The organism is Aphanothece microscopica RSMan92, from assembly GCF_046613545.2.
GTDB lineage: Bacteria > Cyanobacteriota > Cyanobacteriia > PCC-6307 > Cyanobiaceae > NIES-981.
Window position 1 is genome coordinate 1 of sequence record NZ_JBKKKY020000005.1, and the last position, 17663, is coordinate 17663.

At 68.2% G+C, this 17663-nt stretch carries 12 protein-coding genes; 7 read left to right on the forward strand and 5 right to left on the reverse strand.

Annotation, left to right across the window (positions count from 1 at the left end; all coding sequences use genetic code 11):
* The coding region (locus ACLD7X_RS02360; protein ID WP_411421857.1) for a ShlB/FhaC/HecB family hemolysin secretion/activation protein at nucleotides 1-1707 on the forward strand (1707 nt) is incomplete at its 5' end.
* 61 nt (nucleotides 1708-1768) lie between these two features.
* A complete protein-coding gene (locus ACLD7X_RS02365) occupies nucleotides 1769-3484 on the forward strand; it encodes an FAD-dependent oxidoreductase (protein WP_411421858.1) in 1716 nt (571 codons plus the stop codon).
* Here ACLD7X_RS02365 and ACLD7X_RS02370 read toward each other — a convergent pair.
* From ACLD7X_RS02370 to ACLD7X_RS02380, 3 genes are read right to left on the reverse strand one after another with little or no spacing between them, the layout of a single operon-like run.
* Entirely contained in the window at nucleotides 3438-4088 is a 651-nt protein-coding gene (locus tag ACLD7X_RS02370; protein ID WP_411421859.1) for a ceramidase domain-containing protein, read from the reverse strand. The genes ACLD7X_RS02365 and ACLD7X_RS02370 overlap by 47 nt on opposite strands.
* Before the next feature lie 44 nt (nucleotides 4089-4132).
* Nucleotides 4133-7246: a DEAD/DEAH box helicase gene (locus ACLD7X_RS02375; protein ID WP_411421860.1), complete on the reverse strand. Its 3114-nt coding sequence runs from the start codon at nucleotides 7244-7246 to the stop codon at nucleotides 4133-4135.
* Between the two features lie 40 nt (nucleotides 7247-7286).
* Nucleotides 7287-7700 (reverse strand): hypothetical protein, encoded by a 414-nt coding sequence (locus ACLD7X_RS02380; protein WP_425625048.1) that lies wholly within the window; start codon nucleotides 7698-7700, stop codon nucleotides 7287-7289.
* 141 nt (nucleotides 7701-7841) lie between these two features.
* Between ACLD7X_RS02380 and alaS the strand changes: the two genes are divergently transcribed.
* The 4 genes from alaS to ACLD7X_RS02400 all read left to right on the forward strand — a co-directional run bounded on the left by alaS (nucleotide 7842) and on the right by ACLD7X_RS02400 (nucleotide 13128).
* Nucleotides 7842-10553, forward strand: coding sequence for an alanine--tRNA ligase (gene alaS / locus ACLD7X_RS02385; RefSeq protein WP_411421862.1), 2712 nt, complete (start codon nucleotides 7842-7844; stop codon nucleotides 10551-10553).
* A gap of 47 nt (nucleotides 10554-10600) precedes the next feature.
* The gene (locus tag ACLD7X_RS02390) at nucleotides 10601-11791 is read left to right on the forward strand and encodes a hypothetical protein (RefSeq protein ID WP_411421863.1); all 1191 of its coding nucleotides are present in this window, start codon (nucleotides 10601-10603) and stop codon (nucleotides 11789-11791) included.
* A 67-nt stretch (nucleotides 11792-11858) separates the two neighbouring features.
* The gene (locus ACLD7X_RS02395; RefSeq protein ID WP_411421864.1) at nucleotides 11859-12548 is read left to right on the forward strand and encodes an SIMPL domain-containing protein; all 690 of its coding nucleotides are present in this window, start codon (nucleotides 11859-11861) and stop codon (nucleotides 12546-12548) included.
* Between the two features lie 304 nt (nucleotides 12549-12852).
* On the forward strand, nucleotides 12853-13128 hold the full coding sequence (locus ACLD7X_RS02400) for a hypothetical protein (RefSeq protein WP_411421921.1): 276 nt from the start codon (nucleotides 12853-12855) through the stop codon (nucleotides 13126-13128).
* Between the two features lie 210 nt (nucleotides 13129-13338).
* Here the strand turns inward: ACLD7X_RS02400 and ACLD7X_RS02405 are convergent, their stop codons facing one another.
* Together ACLD7X_RS02405 and speA are read right to left on the reverse strand one after the other, a co-directional pair.
* The gene (locus ACLD7X_RS02405; protein ID WP_412006765.1) at nucleotides 13339-14712 is read right to left on the reverse strand and encodes a cyclic nucleotide-binding domain-containing protein; all 1374 of its coding nucleotides are present in this window, start codon (nucleotides 14710-14712) and stop codon (nucleotides 13339-13341) included.
* A gap of 281 nt (nucleotides 14713-14993) precedes the next feature.
* Nucleotides 14994-16943 (reverse strand): biosynthetic arginine decarboxylase, encoded by a 1950-nt coding sequence (gene speA / locus ACLD7X_RS02410; protein WP_411421866.1) that lies wholly within the window; start codon nucleotides 16941-16943, stop codon nucleotides 14994-14996.
* Nucleotides 16944-17060: 117 nt separating this feature from the next.
* Between speA and ndk the strand changes: the two genes are divergently transcribed.
* The gene (gene ndk / locus ACLD7X_RS02415; RefSeq protein ID WP_411421867.1) at nucleotides 17061-17546 is read left to right on the forward strand and encodes a nucleoside-diphosphate kinase; all 486 of its coding nucleotides are present in this window, start codon (nucleotides 17061-17063) and stop codon (nucleotides 17544-17546) included.
* Nucleotides 17547-17663: the final 117 nt, after the last annotated feature.

Genomic DNA, 17663 nt, shown 5'->3' on the forward strand with positions numbered 1-17663 from the left:
GGGGCGGATGACCACTGCATGCTGAACCTGCTGCTCGCCCAACTGGTTGCCCCGCCTCTGCAGCAGGGACCTGTCCGCCTCCCCGCCCAGGAACGACAGCCGCTGCCCAGGGAGGTTTCGCCCGCCGTGCCGATCGAGCTTCCGGCCGCCGCCCCGACGGAGGCTCCGCCGGCCGAGACCCCCGGCTCAGCTGAGCCCGGTGCTCCGCCGTTGTTCCCAGCCCCTCGTCTGGAGGGCACGAGCCCTTACCCATCAAGCGCGATCGAGGCCATCCTTAAGCCTTGTCGCCAGGTCGCCGATCCAGGCGAGCGCGTCCAGGCCTGTGCCGCAGCCCTCACGGCTCGTTTGGTGCTGGACGGCTACATCAACACCCGGGTCTATGTGCGTTCGACCGCCGATGGCGGCGAACTCGAGATCGTCGAAGGCCGTCTGGTGGAGGTACGCGTCGTGTCGGAGGACCCCTGGCTGCAGCGCCGTGTCCAACGTCTGCTGGCGCCCCTGCGGGGCGAGGTGCTCCGGGTTCCCAGGATCGAGCGTGAACTGCAGCTGCTGCAGCAGCTGCCCGTTGTCGGGGGCGTGCGCGCCAGTCTCTCCAGGCTCGGGTCCGATCCTTCCCAGGGCACTCTGGCCGTCACGGTCGAGCGGGCCCGGCAGCCTCTTCAGGGCGAGTTCAGCCTGCGCAACGACGGTTCGAACGGGTCAGGGGAGGCCCGTCTCCTGGGCACCCTGTTGAAACCTTCGCTGTTCAAGGATGGCGACATCCTCCTCCTGAATGGTGAGGTCAACACCACTGACGAGCCTGAATTCGGCTCGGCCATTGGCTCCCTCAGCTACACCCTGCCTCTGGGAGAGCAGTTCAACGTCACCGGGGCCTTTGGATACAGCCGCAGAAATCTGGTCGAGCTGGAGGATCCCCTCGATGAGTTCTCCACGGATCAGTACCAGGGGCTGGGCCAACTGGAATGGGTCTTCCATGAATCCCTCAGCCAGCGGTGGAGCTTCACCCTGGGCTACACCGCCTCACGGGGGGAGAGTCTTCTCGATGGTGACCCCTTGCCCCAGGAGGTCCCCGAGACCCTGAGGGAGCCCAGGAACGGCTATCTCCGGCTTGGCCTCAACGGCAGCGGCTTCGGCCGTCGCTTCGGCTGGAGTGGCACCACCTACCTGCTCCAGGGGATCAGTCCCGCGACCCCGGCCGATCAGCGGCGCGAGCTGGCCGAGATCGACATCCGCCCCGGACAGGCCACGGCCTGGGGAGCCCTGGTGGCAGCCAGCTGGGCCCTGGCCCCGGGGTGGCAGCTGAGTGCCAGTGCCGGTGGCCAGGTGGCCTTTCAACCGCTCACCGATCCGATGCGCTTCACGCTGGGCTCCGATGTGGGACTGCGGGGCCTGCCGGCCCAGTTCGTCAGCGGCGACAGCGGCTGGCTGGGAACCCTCGAGCTTGGCTGGACCTTCTGGCAGAACCCGCACCATGCCCTGCAGCTGGTGCCGTTCATCGGCGCCGGGGGGGTCTACACCACGCTGCCCGCCGACACGATCAGCGACACGGTCGGATCCGGTGGACTGCTGGTGCGCTGGCAGGCTGCCAGCGCCTGGCTGGTCGAAGTGGGCTGGGTTGACCAGTTCGCCACCCAGGACAACCGTGGCCCCTGGTCGGACTGGGCTCTTGGCCAGGGTTTCTACGGGCGCGTGCAGTATCGCTTCTGAGTCACCGCAGCTAGGTTGCCTGGGTCGTGGCGAACCGCCACCGTCCTGATCCCGACACCCAATGCAGGCCAACCCTTCTGAGCTCGCCAATCCGCTTGATCCGACCGATCCGTACGCCCGCGAGCATCAGATCTTCCCCTGCCTGAGTGATGAGCAGATCGCGCGATGCAGGCGCTTCGGCACTCAGGAGAGCCTGCCTCCGGGCACCGTTCTGTTTGAACGGGGACAGCACAGTGTGGACTTCTTCATTGTGCTCAAGGGCTGCATTGAGATCTACGAGCATCGGCACACGGGGCCCAATGTGATCACCGTTCACAGGGAGCGGAACTTCACAGGTGAGCTGGACCTCTTCAACCATCGCAAGATCCTGGTCTCCGGCCGCATGGGTGAGGAGCCTGGCGAGGTGATCCGCGTTCATCCCCAGGATTTCCGGCGCATGATCACGGCGGAGCCGGATGTGGGGGAGATCATCACGCGAGCCTTCATTCTCCGCCGCACGGCCTTCATCTCCCATGAACAGGGGGGCGTCACCCTGGTGGATCGGGAGAAAAGTGGTGACGGTGTACGGATCGAGCGCTTCCTGCGCCGCAATGGCTACCCCATCAGTCTGATGGATCCTTCCTGTTCAGACTATGCCTCGGTCGTGGATCGCTATGGCCTGCAGGAAGCCCAGATGCCTGCGGTGGTCATCCACCTCAATGAGGAGATCCTCTACAGACCCTCCAACCATGAGCTGGCCCTGGCGCTTGGCCTGGTGGAGGATTTCGATTGTGGTCATGTCTATGAAGTGGCCATCGTTGGAGGTGGTCCTGCCGGTCTCTCCGCTGCGGTCTACGCGGCCTCTGAAGGCTTGCGCACCATTCTTCTCGAGGGGGAAGCTCCGGGCGGGCAGGCCAGCACCAGCTCAAAGATCGAAAACTATCTCGGCTTCCCCACGGGGATCTCAGGCCAGGCCCTGGCTGGCCGAGCCCAGGTCCAGGCGATGAAGTTCGGTGCGACCATCGCCCTGCCGATCGAGGTCACAGGCCTGGACTGCAGCCGCAGTCCGTTCGCGCTGACCTTGCGTCGCGGTGAGGCCCGGCAGCAGACCTTGCGCGCCAAGACCGTGGTGATTGCCACCGGGGCCACTTACCGCACCCTGGATGTTCCCAATGGACGTGATTATGACAACCGTGGTATCTACTACGCGGCAACGGCGATGGAAGGGGAGCTGTGCCGCCATCAGGACGCCATTGTTGTGGGTGGAGGTAATTCGGCGGGGCAGGCGACCGTTTTCCTCTCCTCCCATGCCCGGCATGTTCACCTGTTGATTCGGCGTGAGAGCCTGGTTGACACCATGTCGAATTATCTGATCGAGCGCATTCTTTCCTCCGATCGCATCACCCTCCATCCCTTCACGGAAATCGTTGGCCTGGATGGCGATGGCCACCTGGAGGAGGTGACCTGGCAGAACCTGCAGACCGCAGAACGGGAAACCCTGCCGATTCGTCACGTCTTTCTGATGATCGGTGCCAAGCCCAACACCGCATGGCTGGACCACGGGCTGTCCATGGACGACAAGGGCTTCATCCGCACGGGTCTGGATGTGGTCCGGGATGGCTCCTGGACCGACTCCCACCGCCAGCCGATGATGCTCGAGACGAGCCAGCCCGGCATCTTCGCCGTGGGTGACGTGCAATCCGGTTCCACCAAACGGGTGGCCTCGGCGGTCGGTCAGGGGGCGATGTCGGTCAGCCATGTCCATGCCGTGCTCGCGGAGCTGGCCGCCCGGGCATGAGACTTCTGGCGGCCAGCGCCAGCACCACCGCATTGAGCAGGTGCCAGAACAGGTGGGTGCCGACCGGTTGCCAGGGACACACCCACTGATCGATGGTGCGCAGCACCAGGGACAGGCCGAAGGTGCCCGCCGCCATCAGCAGCCAGGGGCTGCCCCGTCGCCGTCGGTCGTGCCAGCCGATCGCCAGCAGCACCAGCAGCGTGGGCCCGTAGGCCAGCGAGCCGTTGAGCACCTCGCCGGCGCCGCGGCTGGCGAGGGTGGCGATCAGGAACCCGGCGGTCAGCCCCAGGGCCGGGCCGGGCGGGAGTTTCGCGCGCTGCCGCAGGTAGATCCAGAGAAAGGTGAGCTGGAACAGGAGAATCGGGATGACGTCCGCCAGCAGGGCCCAGGGCGTGGCCAGGGTGTGGAACAGCGTGCTGCCCACCCCGATCGCCACCACGAGCACCACCAGGGTGCCGAGTTGCCGGCCCATGCCCCCCATCAGCCGCCGGGCCGAGGCCCGGATCCAGCAGGCCGCCAGCAGGAACGCGCCGTTGCTGAGGGCATTCATCGGCTCGGCCAGCAGCCCGGGCCCCAGCCGCTCGCAGTAGAGATCAAGGGTCACGTCGGCCCGGCGGGGTCCGGTCGCCGGTCACTCAGTGCCATGGGTCAGTCCTCGAGGCTGACGAGGTCCTTGAGCTGGCCCACGTCCAGACCCCCGAGCCAGTCTTCGCCGGAGCCCACGATCTCCTCGGCCAGCCGGGACTTCTCCCGGATCATCCGGTCGATCTTCTCCTCCACCGAGCCGCTGGTGATGAACTTGTGCACCAGCACCCGGTTCTGCTGTCCGATCCGGTAGGCCCGGTCGGTCGCCTGGTTCTCCACCGCAGGGTTCCACCAGCGGTCGATGTGGAACACATGGCTGGCCCGGGTGAGGTTGAGGCCCACACCGCCGGCCTTGAGCGACAGCAGAAACAGCTGGGGGCCCCGGGGGTCCTCCTGAAACCGGTCGACCATCGCCTGGCGCTCGGTCTTGCTCGTGCTGCCGTACAGGAACGGGACTTCCTGGCGCCACTTGCGCGCCAGGTGGGCCTGGAGCAGCAGACCCCATTCGGCGAACTGGGTGAACAGCAGGGCCCTGTCGCCCGCCTCGATCACCTCTTCGAGGATCTCCTCGAGCCGCTGCACCTTCGCGCTGCGGGCGGTGAAGCCACTGGCGGCAGCGTCGCTGAGGGCCACGTCGGCACTTTCCCGGAGTGCCAGAGCCGGATGGTTGCAGATCTGCTTGAGCTTGGTGAGCAGCGCCAGCACCTGGCCGTGCTTCTGGCCCAGCGGGGCCCGGGCGATGGCCTCGAGGCTCTCGTCCACCGTGCGGGTGTAGAGCTTCCTCTGTTCAGGGGCCAGACCCACCCATTCACTCAGCTCCACCTTCTCGGGCAGGTCGGAGATGATCGACCGGTCGGTCTTCAGACGGCGCAGCAGGAAGGGGCCCACCCGGGCCTTCAGGTCGCGCAGGGACGCCATGTCCCCATAGCGCTCGATCGGCAGCCGGTAGCGCTGGTGGAAGAAGGTTTCATCACCCAGCACCTTGGGATTGAGGAAGTCCATCAGGGCCCACAGTTCGCTGACCCGGTTCTCCACCGGCGTGCCGGTGAGCGCGATCCGGAACCGGCTGTCGCGGCCGACCTGCGCTGGCCTGGCCAGGTCGCGTGCGGCCATGGACTGTTTGGCGTTGGGGTTCTTGATCGCCTGGGCCTCGTCGATCACCACCCCCTGCCAGTCGATGCTCTCGAGCAGTTCGCTGTCGCGCTGCAGCAGTCCGTAGCTGGTGAGCACCAGATCGACGCCCTTGAGGGCCTTGGTCAGGGCGGCTTCGGTGGTGGGTCGGCGGGGGCCGTAGTGCTCCCTCACCGTCAGCTCCGGCGTGAAGGCCGCCGCCTCCCGTTTCCAGTTGGTGAGCACCGAGGTGGGGGCCACCAGCAACACCGGTCGCTTGAGTTCCTCTTCGGCCTTGAGATGCTGGAGGAAGGCCAGCAACTGGATCGTCTTGCCCAGGCCCATGTCGTCGGCCAGGCAGGCACCCTGGTCGAAGCGGTGCAGGAAGGCCAGCCAGCCCAGGCCCCGTTCCTGGTAGGGCCTGAGCTGGCCCGCGAAGCCCGGCGGGGCCGGCAGGGGATCCGGGGCCTTCTGCTGGTGGTACTGCTCCAGCACGGCCTGCAGCCGCGGACCGCCCGTGAAGGCATGGACCGGAAGGCGGTGGAACGTGTCCCCGGCGGTGGCCGTGAGCCGCAGGGCGTCATCGAGACTCAGGCCGAGCTTGGCGGCGCAGAAGCGTTCGGCGTTGCGCAGATCGTTGGGCCGGAGCTCGATCCATGCCCCCTTGTGCTGGACCAGGGGGCTGCGCTTGGCCTCGAGCCGCTCCAGGTCGCGCAGGCTCAGGGTGACCCCGCCGATCATGAATTCCCAGGTCCACTCGAGGCTCTCGCCGAGGGTGAATCCCCGCGAACGGGCCGGCAGTTCCGCCGTGATGGCCAGGCCGAGGCGGCTGGCCAGTCCGCCGGAGAGGCTGGCGGGCAGGATCACGCCCACGCCCACGTCCCGCAGCTGGCTGGCCGCCGTGCGCACGAGCACAAAGGCTTCGGCGGGGGTGAGTTGCATCCCCTCCGGCGTGGCGGAATCGAGCCCCCGGGCGATCGGTTCGAACACGGTGATGGCCCGGCCCAGGCCCTCGAGCAGCAGTTCGCTGGGCTGGGCGACGGCCACCTCTCCGAGCTGGAGCCCCCGATCGCCGCTGGCCCAGGCGACCGCGGCCGGGACCTTCAGGCTGGGATCGGCCTCGGCCTGCAGGCTGAGCTTCATCTCCCACAGATCTTCGCCCTCCGCTGGCGTGAACAGCTCCAGGCAGGCCCGCGCCGGAGCGACCTTCCCGGCCACCCCTTCCCGCCAGTGGTGGGTGGCGATGGTGAGGCGTTCCAGCTCCTCCTCATCGAGGTTCAGGGTCCCATCGCCCTTGCCCAGCGCCTTCTGCCAGGCGGTGAGCAGCGGGTCGAGGGCGTCGTTGTCCGGTTTGAAGTCGACCCGCAGCTGCCCGTCGAGCAGGGCTTCCAGCAGGCTGGCCACCCGCAGGCGGCCACTGCCGGGACGGCGGCAGGCCAGGGCCGGATCGCCCATGGGCCCGGCGGCCAGGGCACAGGTGGCCACCTGGGGGAGGCCGATGGCGAGCTCTTCCAGCCGGCGGCGGTCGTCCTCACGGTTGAGCAGGGGGAGCCAGCGGGCCTTGCCGTCCTCGATCTGCGGGAGCCAGCGTCCCCGTGCGATCAGGCTGAGGGCCCAGCGCTGCAGGTGGGTCCACCAGCGCAGCTCATCGGCCATTTCGGGATGGTCGCCCGCCAGGGGGAGGAGGCTGAGCCATTCGGCGGCTCCGGCGGGATCGAGGGCCCAGCCCGAGACCTGCCAGGGCCACCACTCCAGCTGCTTGGGAATCGGTTCACCGGCCTGCAGGGGCAGGCCGCTCCAGGGGGCAGGCCCGGACTTGCGCCCCCGCGCGGCCTGGCGACGGCTCGGCAGGGTGAGGGTGGCCCGCGCCGGTCGCAGTGCCTCGGACCAGAGGTCGTTGTCGTCGAGCCACTGGGCCAGGGTGTCCTCGTCCAGGGCCAGGGGATGCTCCGGAGCCTCGTGGCCGGGCACGGTCGGCGTGGCCACGCGCCAGGTGTCCGCCCAGAGAAACAGCCGCCCACCGGCACCCTCCGGGGGAAACAGCCAGGTGGCGTGCAGCAGGCTCATGGGGCGGACAGGACCGCGACGGGGGATGGAGCGGTGGCCTCTAGGACCGGTTCAGCGGCGGAAAACGCCTTGCCAGGTGCTGCCCTCCGTGCAGCAGCACGGCTGCGCCGATCAGCGGCAGCCAGGCCCGCCCGAGCCCCATCATCACAGCCGGCGCAACCGCCAGCAGGCCCGACGCCAGGGGCTGATCCCCGGGCCAGGGGGCCAGGGGCGGAAGCCCCAGGCTGTGGATCCCGCACACGGCTCCCACCAGTCCGGCCTGCAGGTGGTTGTCGTCAGGATCGACCCGCTGGAGGTGGAAGGCCAGCAGTCCGTACAGCACCCCACAGCCTCCGGCCCGCAGGGCCGGCTCCAGCCCCAGGGGAAGGCCCAGCAGCAGCGCGGCGACCCCGGCCCCGAGGGCCCAGGCGATCGACCGCAAGCGCAGCTGGGCCCGGTAGCCGGGAGCCGGCACGGTGGGCTTCGGGGCAGACGGCGCGCTCAAGGAGGGGCGACGGGGAGAGGGCGGCAGGTGCGGGGAGCGGGGGGAGGTCCGGAGCCTGCACCGACCCGGTGCTGGGCGATCATGCCCTGCTGAGGGCTGAACTGGTTGACCATGGCCGCCACGACCGCGCGCACGTCCCATCGCGAGCGCTCCCATCCGCGTTCCGGTGCCGACATCCGGGCGGCGTTCCTCGACTTCTATCAACAGCGGGGTCACCGGCCCATGCCGAGCGCCTCGCTGGTGCCCGACGACCCCACGGTGCTGCTCACCATCGCCGGCATGCTGCCCTTCAAGCCGGTGTTCCTCGGCCAGGCGGAGCGGCCGGCGCCGCGGGCCACCAGCAGCCAGAAGTGCATCCGCACCAACGACATCGAGAACGTGGGACGCACGGCGCGTCACCACACCTTCTTCGAGATGCTGGGGAACTTCTCCTTCGGCGACTACTTCAAGGAGCAGGCGATCCAGTGGGCCTGGGAGCTGAGCACCGAGGTGTACGGCCTCTCGCCACAGAACCTGGTGGTGAGCGTCTTCCGGGAGGACGACGAAGCCGAGGCGATTTGGCGGGATCGGGTGGGGGTGAACCCGAAGCGGATCATCCGCATGGACGAGGCCGACAACTTCTGGGCCTCCGGCCCCACCGGCCCCTGCGGCCCCTGCTCGGAGATCTACTACGACTTCAAGCCCGAACTGGGGGATGACGGCATCGATCTGGAGGACGACAGCCGGTTCATCGAGTTCTACAACCTGGTGTTCATGCAGTACAACCGCGACGCGGAGGGCACCCTCACGCCGCTGGCGAACCGCAACATCGACACGGGCATGGGCCTCGAGCGCATGGCCCAGATCCTGCAGGGCGTGGCCAACAACTACGAAACCGATCTGATCTATCCCTTGATCGAAACGGCGGCCGCTCTGGCGGGGGTGGACTATCGCCTGCTGGACGAGAAGGGGCAAACGTCGCTCAAGGTGATCGGTGACCACAGCCGCGCCATCACCCAGCTGATCGGCGACGGCGTGACGGCCAGCAACCTCGGCCGCGGCTACATCCTGCGGCGGCTGCTGCGCCGTGTGGTGCGCCACGGCCGGCTGCTGGGCATCGACAGGCCCTTCCTGAAGGCGATGGGGGAGGCCTCGATCGCCCTGATGCGCCAGGCCTATCCCCAGCTCGACGAGCGCCGCGCCGTGATCCTGGCCGAGCTGGAGCGGGAGGAGGGCCGCTTCCTCGAAACCCTGGAGCGGGGCGAGAAGCTGCTGGCCGAGGTGCTGGCCACCAGCCCGAAGCAGATCAGTGGCGCCCAGGCCTTCGAGCTCTACGACACCTACGGTTTCCCCCTCGAACTCACCCAGGAGATCGCCGAGGAACACGGCCTCACGGTGGATCTGGAGGGCTTTGAGGCCGCCATGGAGGCCCAGCGCCAGCGGGCCAAGGCCGCGGCCGTGAGCATCGACCTCACCGTGCAGGGTGCCATCGATCAGGTGGCCGGGTCCCTGGAGGCCACCACTTTCCGGGGCTATGAGGCCCTGGAGCACCCCAGCTGCGTGCTGGCCCTGGTGGTGAACGGTGAGCCGGCGGAGCGCGCCGGGGCCGGCGATGCGGTGCAGGTGGTGCTGGACAGCACGCCCTTCTACGGCGAAGGCGGTGGCCAGGTGGGCGACCGGGGCGTGCTGCTCGGCGGCGGCGACCAGACGGCGGTGGATGCCGGGGTGATCGTGAGCATCGAGGCGGTGAGCCGCAACCGCAGCGTGTTCGTGCACAGCGGTCGGGTCGAGCGGGGCATGCTGGCCGTGGGGGATCTGGTGACGGCCCGGGTGGATGCCGCCTGCCGCCGCCGCGCCCAGGCGAACCACACCGCCACCCACCTGCTGCAGGCGGCCCTCAAGCAGGTGGTGGACCCGGGCATCGGCCAGGCCGGCTCGCTGGTGGATTTCGATCGCCTCCGCTTCGACTTCCACTGCCCCCGCGCGGTGACGCCGGAGGAGCTCCAGCGGATCGAGGCCCTGATCAATGGCTGGATCAGCGAGGCCCACCCTCTGGTGGTGGAGGAGATGGCGATCGAGCAGGCCAGGGCCGCCGGTGCCGTGGCGATGTTCGGCGAGAAGTACGCCGATGTGGTGCGGGTGGTGGATGTGCCGGGCGTGTCGATGGAGCTCTGCGGCGGCACCCATGTGACCAACACCGCCGAGATCGGGGTGTTCAAGATCGTGGCCGAGAGCGGCGTGGCCGCCGGCATCCGTCGCATCGAGGCGGTGGCCGGTCCCGCGGTGCTCGGCTACCTCAACGAGCGCGATGCGGTGGTGAAGCAGCTCGGCGAGCGCTTCAAGGCCCAGCCCGCCGAGATCGTCGAGCGGGTGGTGGGGTTGCAGGAGGAGCTCAAGGCCAGCCAGAAGGCCCTGGCGGCGGTCCGCCAGGAGCTGGCCCTGGCCCGCTCCGCAGCCCTGGTCGGTGGGGCGGAGGCCCTCGGCGCGGCCCCCGGCGGTCAGCCGTTCCAGCTGCTGGTGGCCCGTCTCGACGGGGTGGAGGGCGCCGGTCTGCAGACGGCAGCCCAGGGGCTGGCGGACCAGCTCGGCGATGGCGCCGCCGTGGTGCTGGGCGGCCTGCCGGACCCGGCCGATCGGGGCAAGGTGATCCTGGTGGCGGCCTTCGGCCAGGCGGTGATCGCCGCCGGCCTGAAGGCGGGCCCGTTCATCGGGGGAGTGGCCAAGGCCTGCGGCGGCGGCGGCGGCGGCCGGCCCAACCTCGCCCAGGCCGGAGGCCGCGACGGGGGAGCCCTCGAGACTGCGCTGGCCGAGGCCCGCCAGACATTGCGCGCGGCCCTGGCCTGATCCTCGCCCTTGCGGACCTAGCCTCGGTGCCCTGTCGGCGGCTCGTGATGGTTCGTCTGCTTCGTGGCTCCTGCGCTTCCCTGGCGGCCGGGGTCCTCGTTGGCACCATCGGGGCCTCCGCGGCGGGGGCCGCTCCCGCCCGCTATGAGATCCAGGCCTGGACCCTCTCGGGCCTGGGCGCAGCGGCCGCGGGGGGCGGGCTCTCGGGGGCCGCGATGATGCGCCTGCTGATGGGCGGTGAACCCTCGGCGGCCCGCAGCCTGCAGCTCACCCTGCGGGCCGACGGCTCTCCACCGGCCAATCCCCAGGCTGATCACAGCATCCCGGCCGGCCTCGGCCTGGGTGCGTCGCTGTCCCTGCTCACCCCCACCGCGTCGACCGGGCCATCGCCTGGAGCCCCCGGGTCGAAGGACGCGACGCTGCCCCAGGGCCGCCTGCTGGTGTTCCGGGGCTGCGCCGAGGGGAAGCCCAGCCTGGAGCCGGAGGTGCTCGACTTCGCCAGGCTGGTGCCCGACCAGCAGGCCATCGCCCGGGCTCTGGCCCGCAGCGGCAGTCTGCCGACGAACGCCGAGTCCGGACGATCCCGTACCGGCGTGGTGGGCCACTGGCCCCATGGCGCTTCCTCCCCGGCGATCCCCACGCAGGGTTCGCTGGTCGGTTCCCACCGGGTGACCAGCAACTACGCCCCTGAGATCGCCTTCGCGGTGGACCGGAACCATGACTTTCTGCCGGCCGTCCAGCTGCGGACCAGCCCAGCCGGAGAAGCCTGGCGCCTGAGCTGGCAGCCGATCCCCACCGTCCTCGGGTACCAGGCCCTGGTGACGGGGCCTGGCCGTCAGGAGGGGGATGTGGTGATCTGGACGTCCAGTGAGCGCTCCTGGAGCGAGAGCCCGATGCTCGGTGCCTTCAGCCTGGCGAGCGAGGATGGGGCCTCCCTGGTGCGCCAGGGTGTGCTGATGGCTCCGGATCGCACCAGCTGCACCGTCTCCGCGGCCGTCATGCAGCAGATGCAGGCCGGTGTCCTGCACTTCAGTGCCTTCGGCGCCCCCCTGCTTCTGGACGCGCCCGGGGTGAATCCCGCCTGGCAGGTGCATCTCGACCGTCAGGCGATGGTCATCCAGCCGCTGGTGGAGGGGCTGCCGTCATCCCCAGGGGAGGGAGGGGCCGACTCCGGGGAGTCCGACCCTCCCGGGGGTGGGGGCGGCAGCCCCTTCAACCTGTTCCGCGGATTCTTCTGATCCGGGCGCGGGCTGGCTGATCGCGCCCGGCTCGCCCAGGCTGGGGGGATTCACCCCTCCCGCTCCCATGCGCCGTTGTCTCCCCCTGCTGCTTCCATCGCTCATCCTCTGGCTGCCCATGGCCGCCGGCGCCCAGGTCCAGCTCCAGTGCAGCGGCACCGTGGTGGATGCCCGGGGGAACGCGGAGGTCAGGCGCACGGCCAGCCGCTTCCGCTTCTCCCTGGGCCTGGAGGCGGAGGGTGCCGCGGCCGATCCAGCTCTGGAGGAGCTGCAGCGGCGCCTGGCCGCGGTGCGTACCCGCCTCAAAGCCCTCGATGTTCAGAAGCTGGAGGTGGGCTCACCCAGCACATGGCAACGGGGGCGGCGGGGCCGCCAGCCCGAGGTCACGGTGGCGAGCCTTCAGGTGAGCGGCATGCTGGCCATGCCGCAGCTGCAGGCCCTGGTGCGGCAGGTGGGTGGCTTGCCGGGGGTGCGGCTCTCGCCGGTCCAGCCTGAGGCTGAGAGCTCCGGGGATGAGGCCATTCGCCGGAGATTGCTCAGGGAGGCCTACAAGGATGCGCTGGACCAGGGCCGCGAACTGGCTGCCGTGCTTGGACGGGACAGGGTCGTCCCGCTGCAGGTTCAGGTGGAGGGTGGCATGCGACCAACCCCCCTGCGGGCCATGGCCGCTGACGAGCAGGTTCCACCCTTTGACCCGCGGGAACTGCCCCAGCCCGTTGAGCGCCTCAGCCTGCAGGTCTGGTTCTGCGCCCAGTGACACTGACCCAGCCGCCCGCCGCGCTGGCATGGCTGCGCAGTTTTCACTTGGCACGTACCATGCCATCACAAGAGCCCTAGACCCTGGCATGGCGTATGTCCGGTGTGAGAGACCTCCGGCGGGGCTCCCTGGGAGTCCTTCTGGCAGCTTCTCGTCGCAAGACCTGAGCCCGAGTGTTCTGAAGGGTGGCTGAGGTGGCAGCGCCACCATCGATCTGATGCCCGACTTTCAGAATGGTCTGAATTTATTCCTGATGCTTTGCATGGGTCACTTCGTGGCCGATTTCGGGCTTCAGAGTGATCGGATGGCCACCGAGAAATGCCCTGGCCGGGATGTGGTTCTCGGTTGGCCATGGTGGCTTGTGTCCCATGCGGCCATTCATGGTTTCTTTGTGGCCTGGATCACCGGGATCCCGCTTGTGGGAGTCGCCGAGTGGCTTGTCCACATCCTGATTGACTACGCCAAGTGTCGGCACCTGTTCAGGATCTCGGTGGATCAGGCCTTGCACATTCTCTTCAAATTGATCTGGACTCTCGTCATCCTCAGTCTTGGTCTTGGCAACCGTGGTCTCGCTGGCTGAGAGCCGCGTCCCTGAGGCTCGTGCCTGAGCTGCGACCACCGGCCGTCTGGGCCCTTCTGCGGGCGTTCGTGCAGCCGGATTTCTGGGTCGTGGAGTCGCCACGACGGGATGAAGCTGTTCACGGCGTGTCTGATTTTTCGCTCAGTCGCCTGACCCAGGGTCCGCTCGCCAACCGCCTGGCGCGTGCCCGCGGGGTCGGCAACCGTTCGGTCACGACCCCAGAACCGAGGAGAAGAGTTGCTGCATCCGTGACAGGAGTTGGTTCTGTTGGACCTTCACCATCTCCTGCTCCAGACCCTTCAACTGGCCCTGACGGTTGGTCACCAAGCGGGCCAGCTCATCCATGAGCTGCGGATTCTCCTGGAGGATGGGGCGCAGGTGCCGTTGCTGCACCTCCAGCAGCAGGCATTCATCAATGGCGCGCACCGTCGCGCTTCTGGCGCTGTCTGTGAGCAGGGACATCTCACCGAAGATGTCACCGGGATCGAGCTGAGCCACCCGCACGGCAGGGGGTGAGCCGGTTTCCTTGAGGACTTCCACGCTGCCCTGCACAACCTGATACAGCGATTCCCCCGGATCACCCTCCCGCACGATGGTTTCGTGGCTGGCAAAGCGAAGGCAATGGGCTTCGGCAGCCAGGGTGCTCTGCTCGTCCTCGTTCAGCCCACCGAAGAGAGGATTTCGGCTCAGCAGCTTCCGACGTTCCTCCCAGCTCAGCCGGGTGGGGTGCCGCTGATCCAGGGACGCCCGTTTGGGTCGCAGCTCGCGCACCGGATAGGGGACGCTGGAGCCGTTGCGTTCCAGGGCGTACCAGATCTGTTCGAGCAGGTCACTGCGGAGGTCGAGCAGGGCTGCGAGGTTGCCCGGCGGCTGGAAGGCCAGCAGCTCATAGCTGATCGCACTGTCATCAAAGGATTTGACCCGCACACTTGGGGGCGGGTCGGCCAGCACCGAGGGATGCTGGTTCAGCACCCCGAGCAACAGGGCATGGGCCTGGGATGGCGGCAGGGCGTAGTCGAGGCCGACACTGAACCGGTTGCCCATGCAGCCGAAGGTGCCGTAATTCCTCAGCACCACCTCGGTGACCTTGGCATTGGGAATGACCACCAGTGCCCCTGAGATGTCCCTCAGACAGGTGTCCCGCCAGTTCATCGAAATGACAATTCCATTGGTCTCATCGCCGAGGTCAATGAAGTCGCCGACCTTGAAGATTTCGTTGAACTGAAGCTCCAGCCCCGCAAACAGATCCTTCAGAGGCTCCTGGGCCGCCAGGCCCAGCACAGCGGTCAGCACCGCCGAGGTGGTGACGAGACCGACGAGGTCAAATTGCGCCTCTTCCTTCAGCACCACAATGGTGACCAGCATCCCCCCAGCCAGCATCAGCAGCTGGATGACCAGATCGGGGGGCTGCTTTCTCCAGCCAAAAGCTGCGGGGAGCTGCAGCAAGGTCCATAGCGACAGCCGGATGCAGACAAAACTGATCAGCAGCTCGTCGATGGCATTCAGCGGCCTCAGCTGACTGCTCGCCAGCAGCTCCCGCGGCAGAATGGCCAGGAGCAGCCAGGTCAGGATGGTTGCCCCCATCAACTGGATGGGGAGTTTGGGCAACCTCAGCTGTCTGGTGATCCTCCGAAGCAGGGGCAGCAGCGCGAGCAGCCCCAGTGCCGTCAACCAGATCTGCAGTTGCGGCATCCTGCGATGGAAGGCGCTGGGTCGGGGGTGAAACGGACCATGGGGATCCTTGGCAGGCTGCGCTTTCCGGGCACCTCGCCAATGCTCCCAACATAGATCGCGCGGCGTGCCTGGGGCGCTCGGCGCGGCCGGCCCGTCGCCAGCGGGCCCGAGCGGTCAGCTGGCCAGATTGGTCAGCTGGCCAGATAGGTCGTCTGATCCAGGCTTGCCCTCAGGTGGGCCATCAGCCGCCGGGCGTCACTGATGGCGAGGTGACCCCGACCGATGGCCTCCTCGCTGGCCAGCCGCAGGCGCTCCAACAGCTGCTTGGGGTCGTGCTCCATCACCTCGAGCACCTCGGCGTTGGTGTCACCGCGGACAACGTGATCCACCACGTAGTTGCCGCCGGTGCCCAGACGGATGTGCACAGCGTTGGTGCTGCCGAAGAGGTTGTGCAGGTTGCCCATCACTTCCTGGTAGGCACCGGCCAGGAAGAGGCCGATCCAATAGGGCTCACCACTGCGGGGGGCATGCAGTTCCAGCAGGGATTTCTCCTGGCCCGTGCCGATGAAGCGCGCGATTTTGCCATCGGAATCGCAGGTGAGGTCGGCAAAGCTGCCCAGGCCCATGGGCCGTTCATCCAGGCGCTGGATCGGCAGCACGGGGAAGAGTTGATCGATCGCCCAGGTGTCCGGGGCTGAGCGGAAGACCGAGAGGTTGGCGTAGTAGGTGCTCGCCAGGGCAGCCTGCAGGGCCAGCAGGTCTTCCGGAATCGACGTGCCCTCGGGCAGTCCGGCGAGCCGGGCGGCGATCGCCTCGGCGCAGGCCCAGGTGAGTTGTTCGGCCTGGGCGCGCTCCGGCAGGCTCAGGTAGCCGAGCCGGAAGGCGGCGAGGGCGTCGTCCTTGAACTTGAGCGCATCGTTCCAGGCCTCCTGCAGGGTGTCGCAGCTGGCATGGCCGCCCGCCGCCGGGGCGGCGTTGATCGTGGCCAGGGTCTCCCGCAGGTTGCGGACCATCAGGGGTTCCTGGGGCTGTTCGGCCGGCACGGCACCAGGAGGCCGCGCCGTGCCCAGCACGTCGAACACCAGCACGGAGAAATGGCTGGCGATCGCCCGCCCGCTCTCGCTCACCAGGGTCGGCACGGCGATCCCATGGGCGGCACAGCACTCCCGCACCGTGGCGACCACATCGTTGGCGTAGTTCTGAAGGGAATAGTTCTTGGAGGCGGCGGTGGCGGTGCGGCTGCCGTCGTAGTCGACGCCCAGGCCGCCGCCCACATCCAGCAGGCCCATGGGAGCGCCGAGCTTGGTGAGCTCCACGTAGATCTGCCCGGCTTCCTGGAGGGCGTCCTTGAGGACGGCGATGTCGTTGATCTGGCTGCCGATGTGGAAGTGGAGCAGCCGCAGTTCGCCCAGCAGGCCGGCCTGCTCCAGGGCCTGCACCGTGGCCAGCAGGTCCGGCACCGCCAGGCCGAACTTGGCCCGCTCGCCCACCGAACTGCCCCAGCGCCCCGTGCTGCGGGTGGAGAGCTTGGCCCGTACACCGATCAGGGGAGCGCCGCCCAGCTCCTGGCTGGCGGCGATGATCCGCGCCACCTCGTCGGCCTGCTCGATCACCACCACCGGCTGGCGGCCGAGTCGGCGGGCCAGGATCGCCGTCTCGATGTAGCGGCGGTCCTTGTAGCCGTTGCAGATCAGCAGGGCCTCGGGGTCATCGACCAGGGAGAGGGCGATCAGCAGTTCGGCCTTGCTGCCGGCCTCCAGGCCGAAATGCCAGCGACGGCCGCTCTCCACCAGCTGTTCCACCACGTGGCGCTGCTGGTTGCACTTCACCGGGAACACCCCCTGGTACCGCCCGGCATAGCCGTACTGGGCGATGGCCCGCTCGAAGGCGGCATGCAGGCGTTCCAGACGGTCTTCGAGGATGTCGTCGAAGCGGATCAGCAGAGGCAGGGAGAGATCCCGGCCCTGGAGTTCCTGCACCAGGTCCACCAGGTCGAGGGAGCCGCCCCGGTCGCCCCGGGGCTGCACCATCACATGGCCGCGCCCGTTGACCGAGAAATAGGGATCGCCCCAGCGGTCAAGGCCGTAGAGGCTGGCGCCGTCTTCGGCGGTCCAGGTGCTGGGGGTGGTGGTGAGCACCATGGCCCTGCACCGTGCTTGCAATGGGGAGGAATGTAGGCAGCCCGCCCGTCGGTCGCTGTCTCACCCCGGGAATGGAGCGGGCCAGCAGCTTGCCAAGCGGCAGGCCGGCCGCACACGATGGCCCGGATCCGCCGTATCGAGTTCATGGCCGCCGAACGCACCTTCATCGCCATCAAGCCGGATGGGGTTCAGCGCGGTCTGGTGGGGGAGATCCTGGGGCGCTTCGAGCGCAAGGGCTTCAAGCTGGTGGGTCTCAAGCAGCTCACCCCCAGCCGCGAGCTGGCTGAGAACCACTACGGCGTGCACCGCGAGCGTCCCTTCTTCGCCGGGCTGGTCGACTTCATCACCTCGGGTCCCGTGGTGGCGATGGTGTGGGAGGGCGACGGCGTCATCGCCAGCGCCCGCAAACTGATCGGTGCGACCAAGCCCCTCGAGGCCGAGCCCGGCACGATCCGTGGGGATCTCGCCATCAACATCGGTCGCAATGTGATTCACGGCTCCGATGCCCCGGAAACGGCGGCCTTCGAGATCGGTCTGTGGTTCCAGCCTTCCGAGCTCAGCGACTGGACTCCCTCCGACCAGGCCTGGCGCACCGAGGCCTGAGTCGCCAGGCTGGAGCGGTCAGTCACCGGGCCGATGCCGTTGTCAGGAAAAACCGTCACCGAGCCCCTGGCCAGGCTGTCTGGCCCTCGATCGCACCTGTCAAACGGACTGCTGATC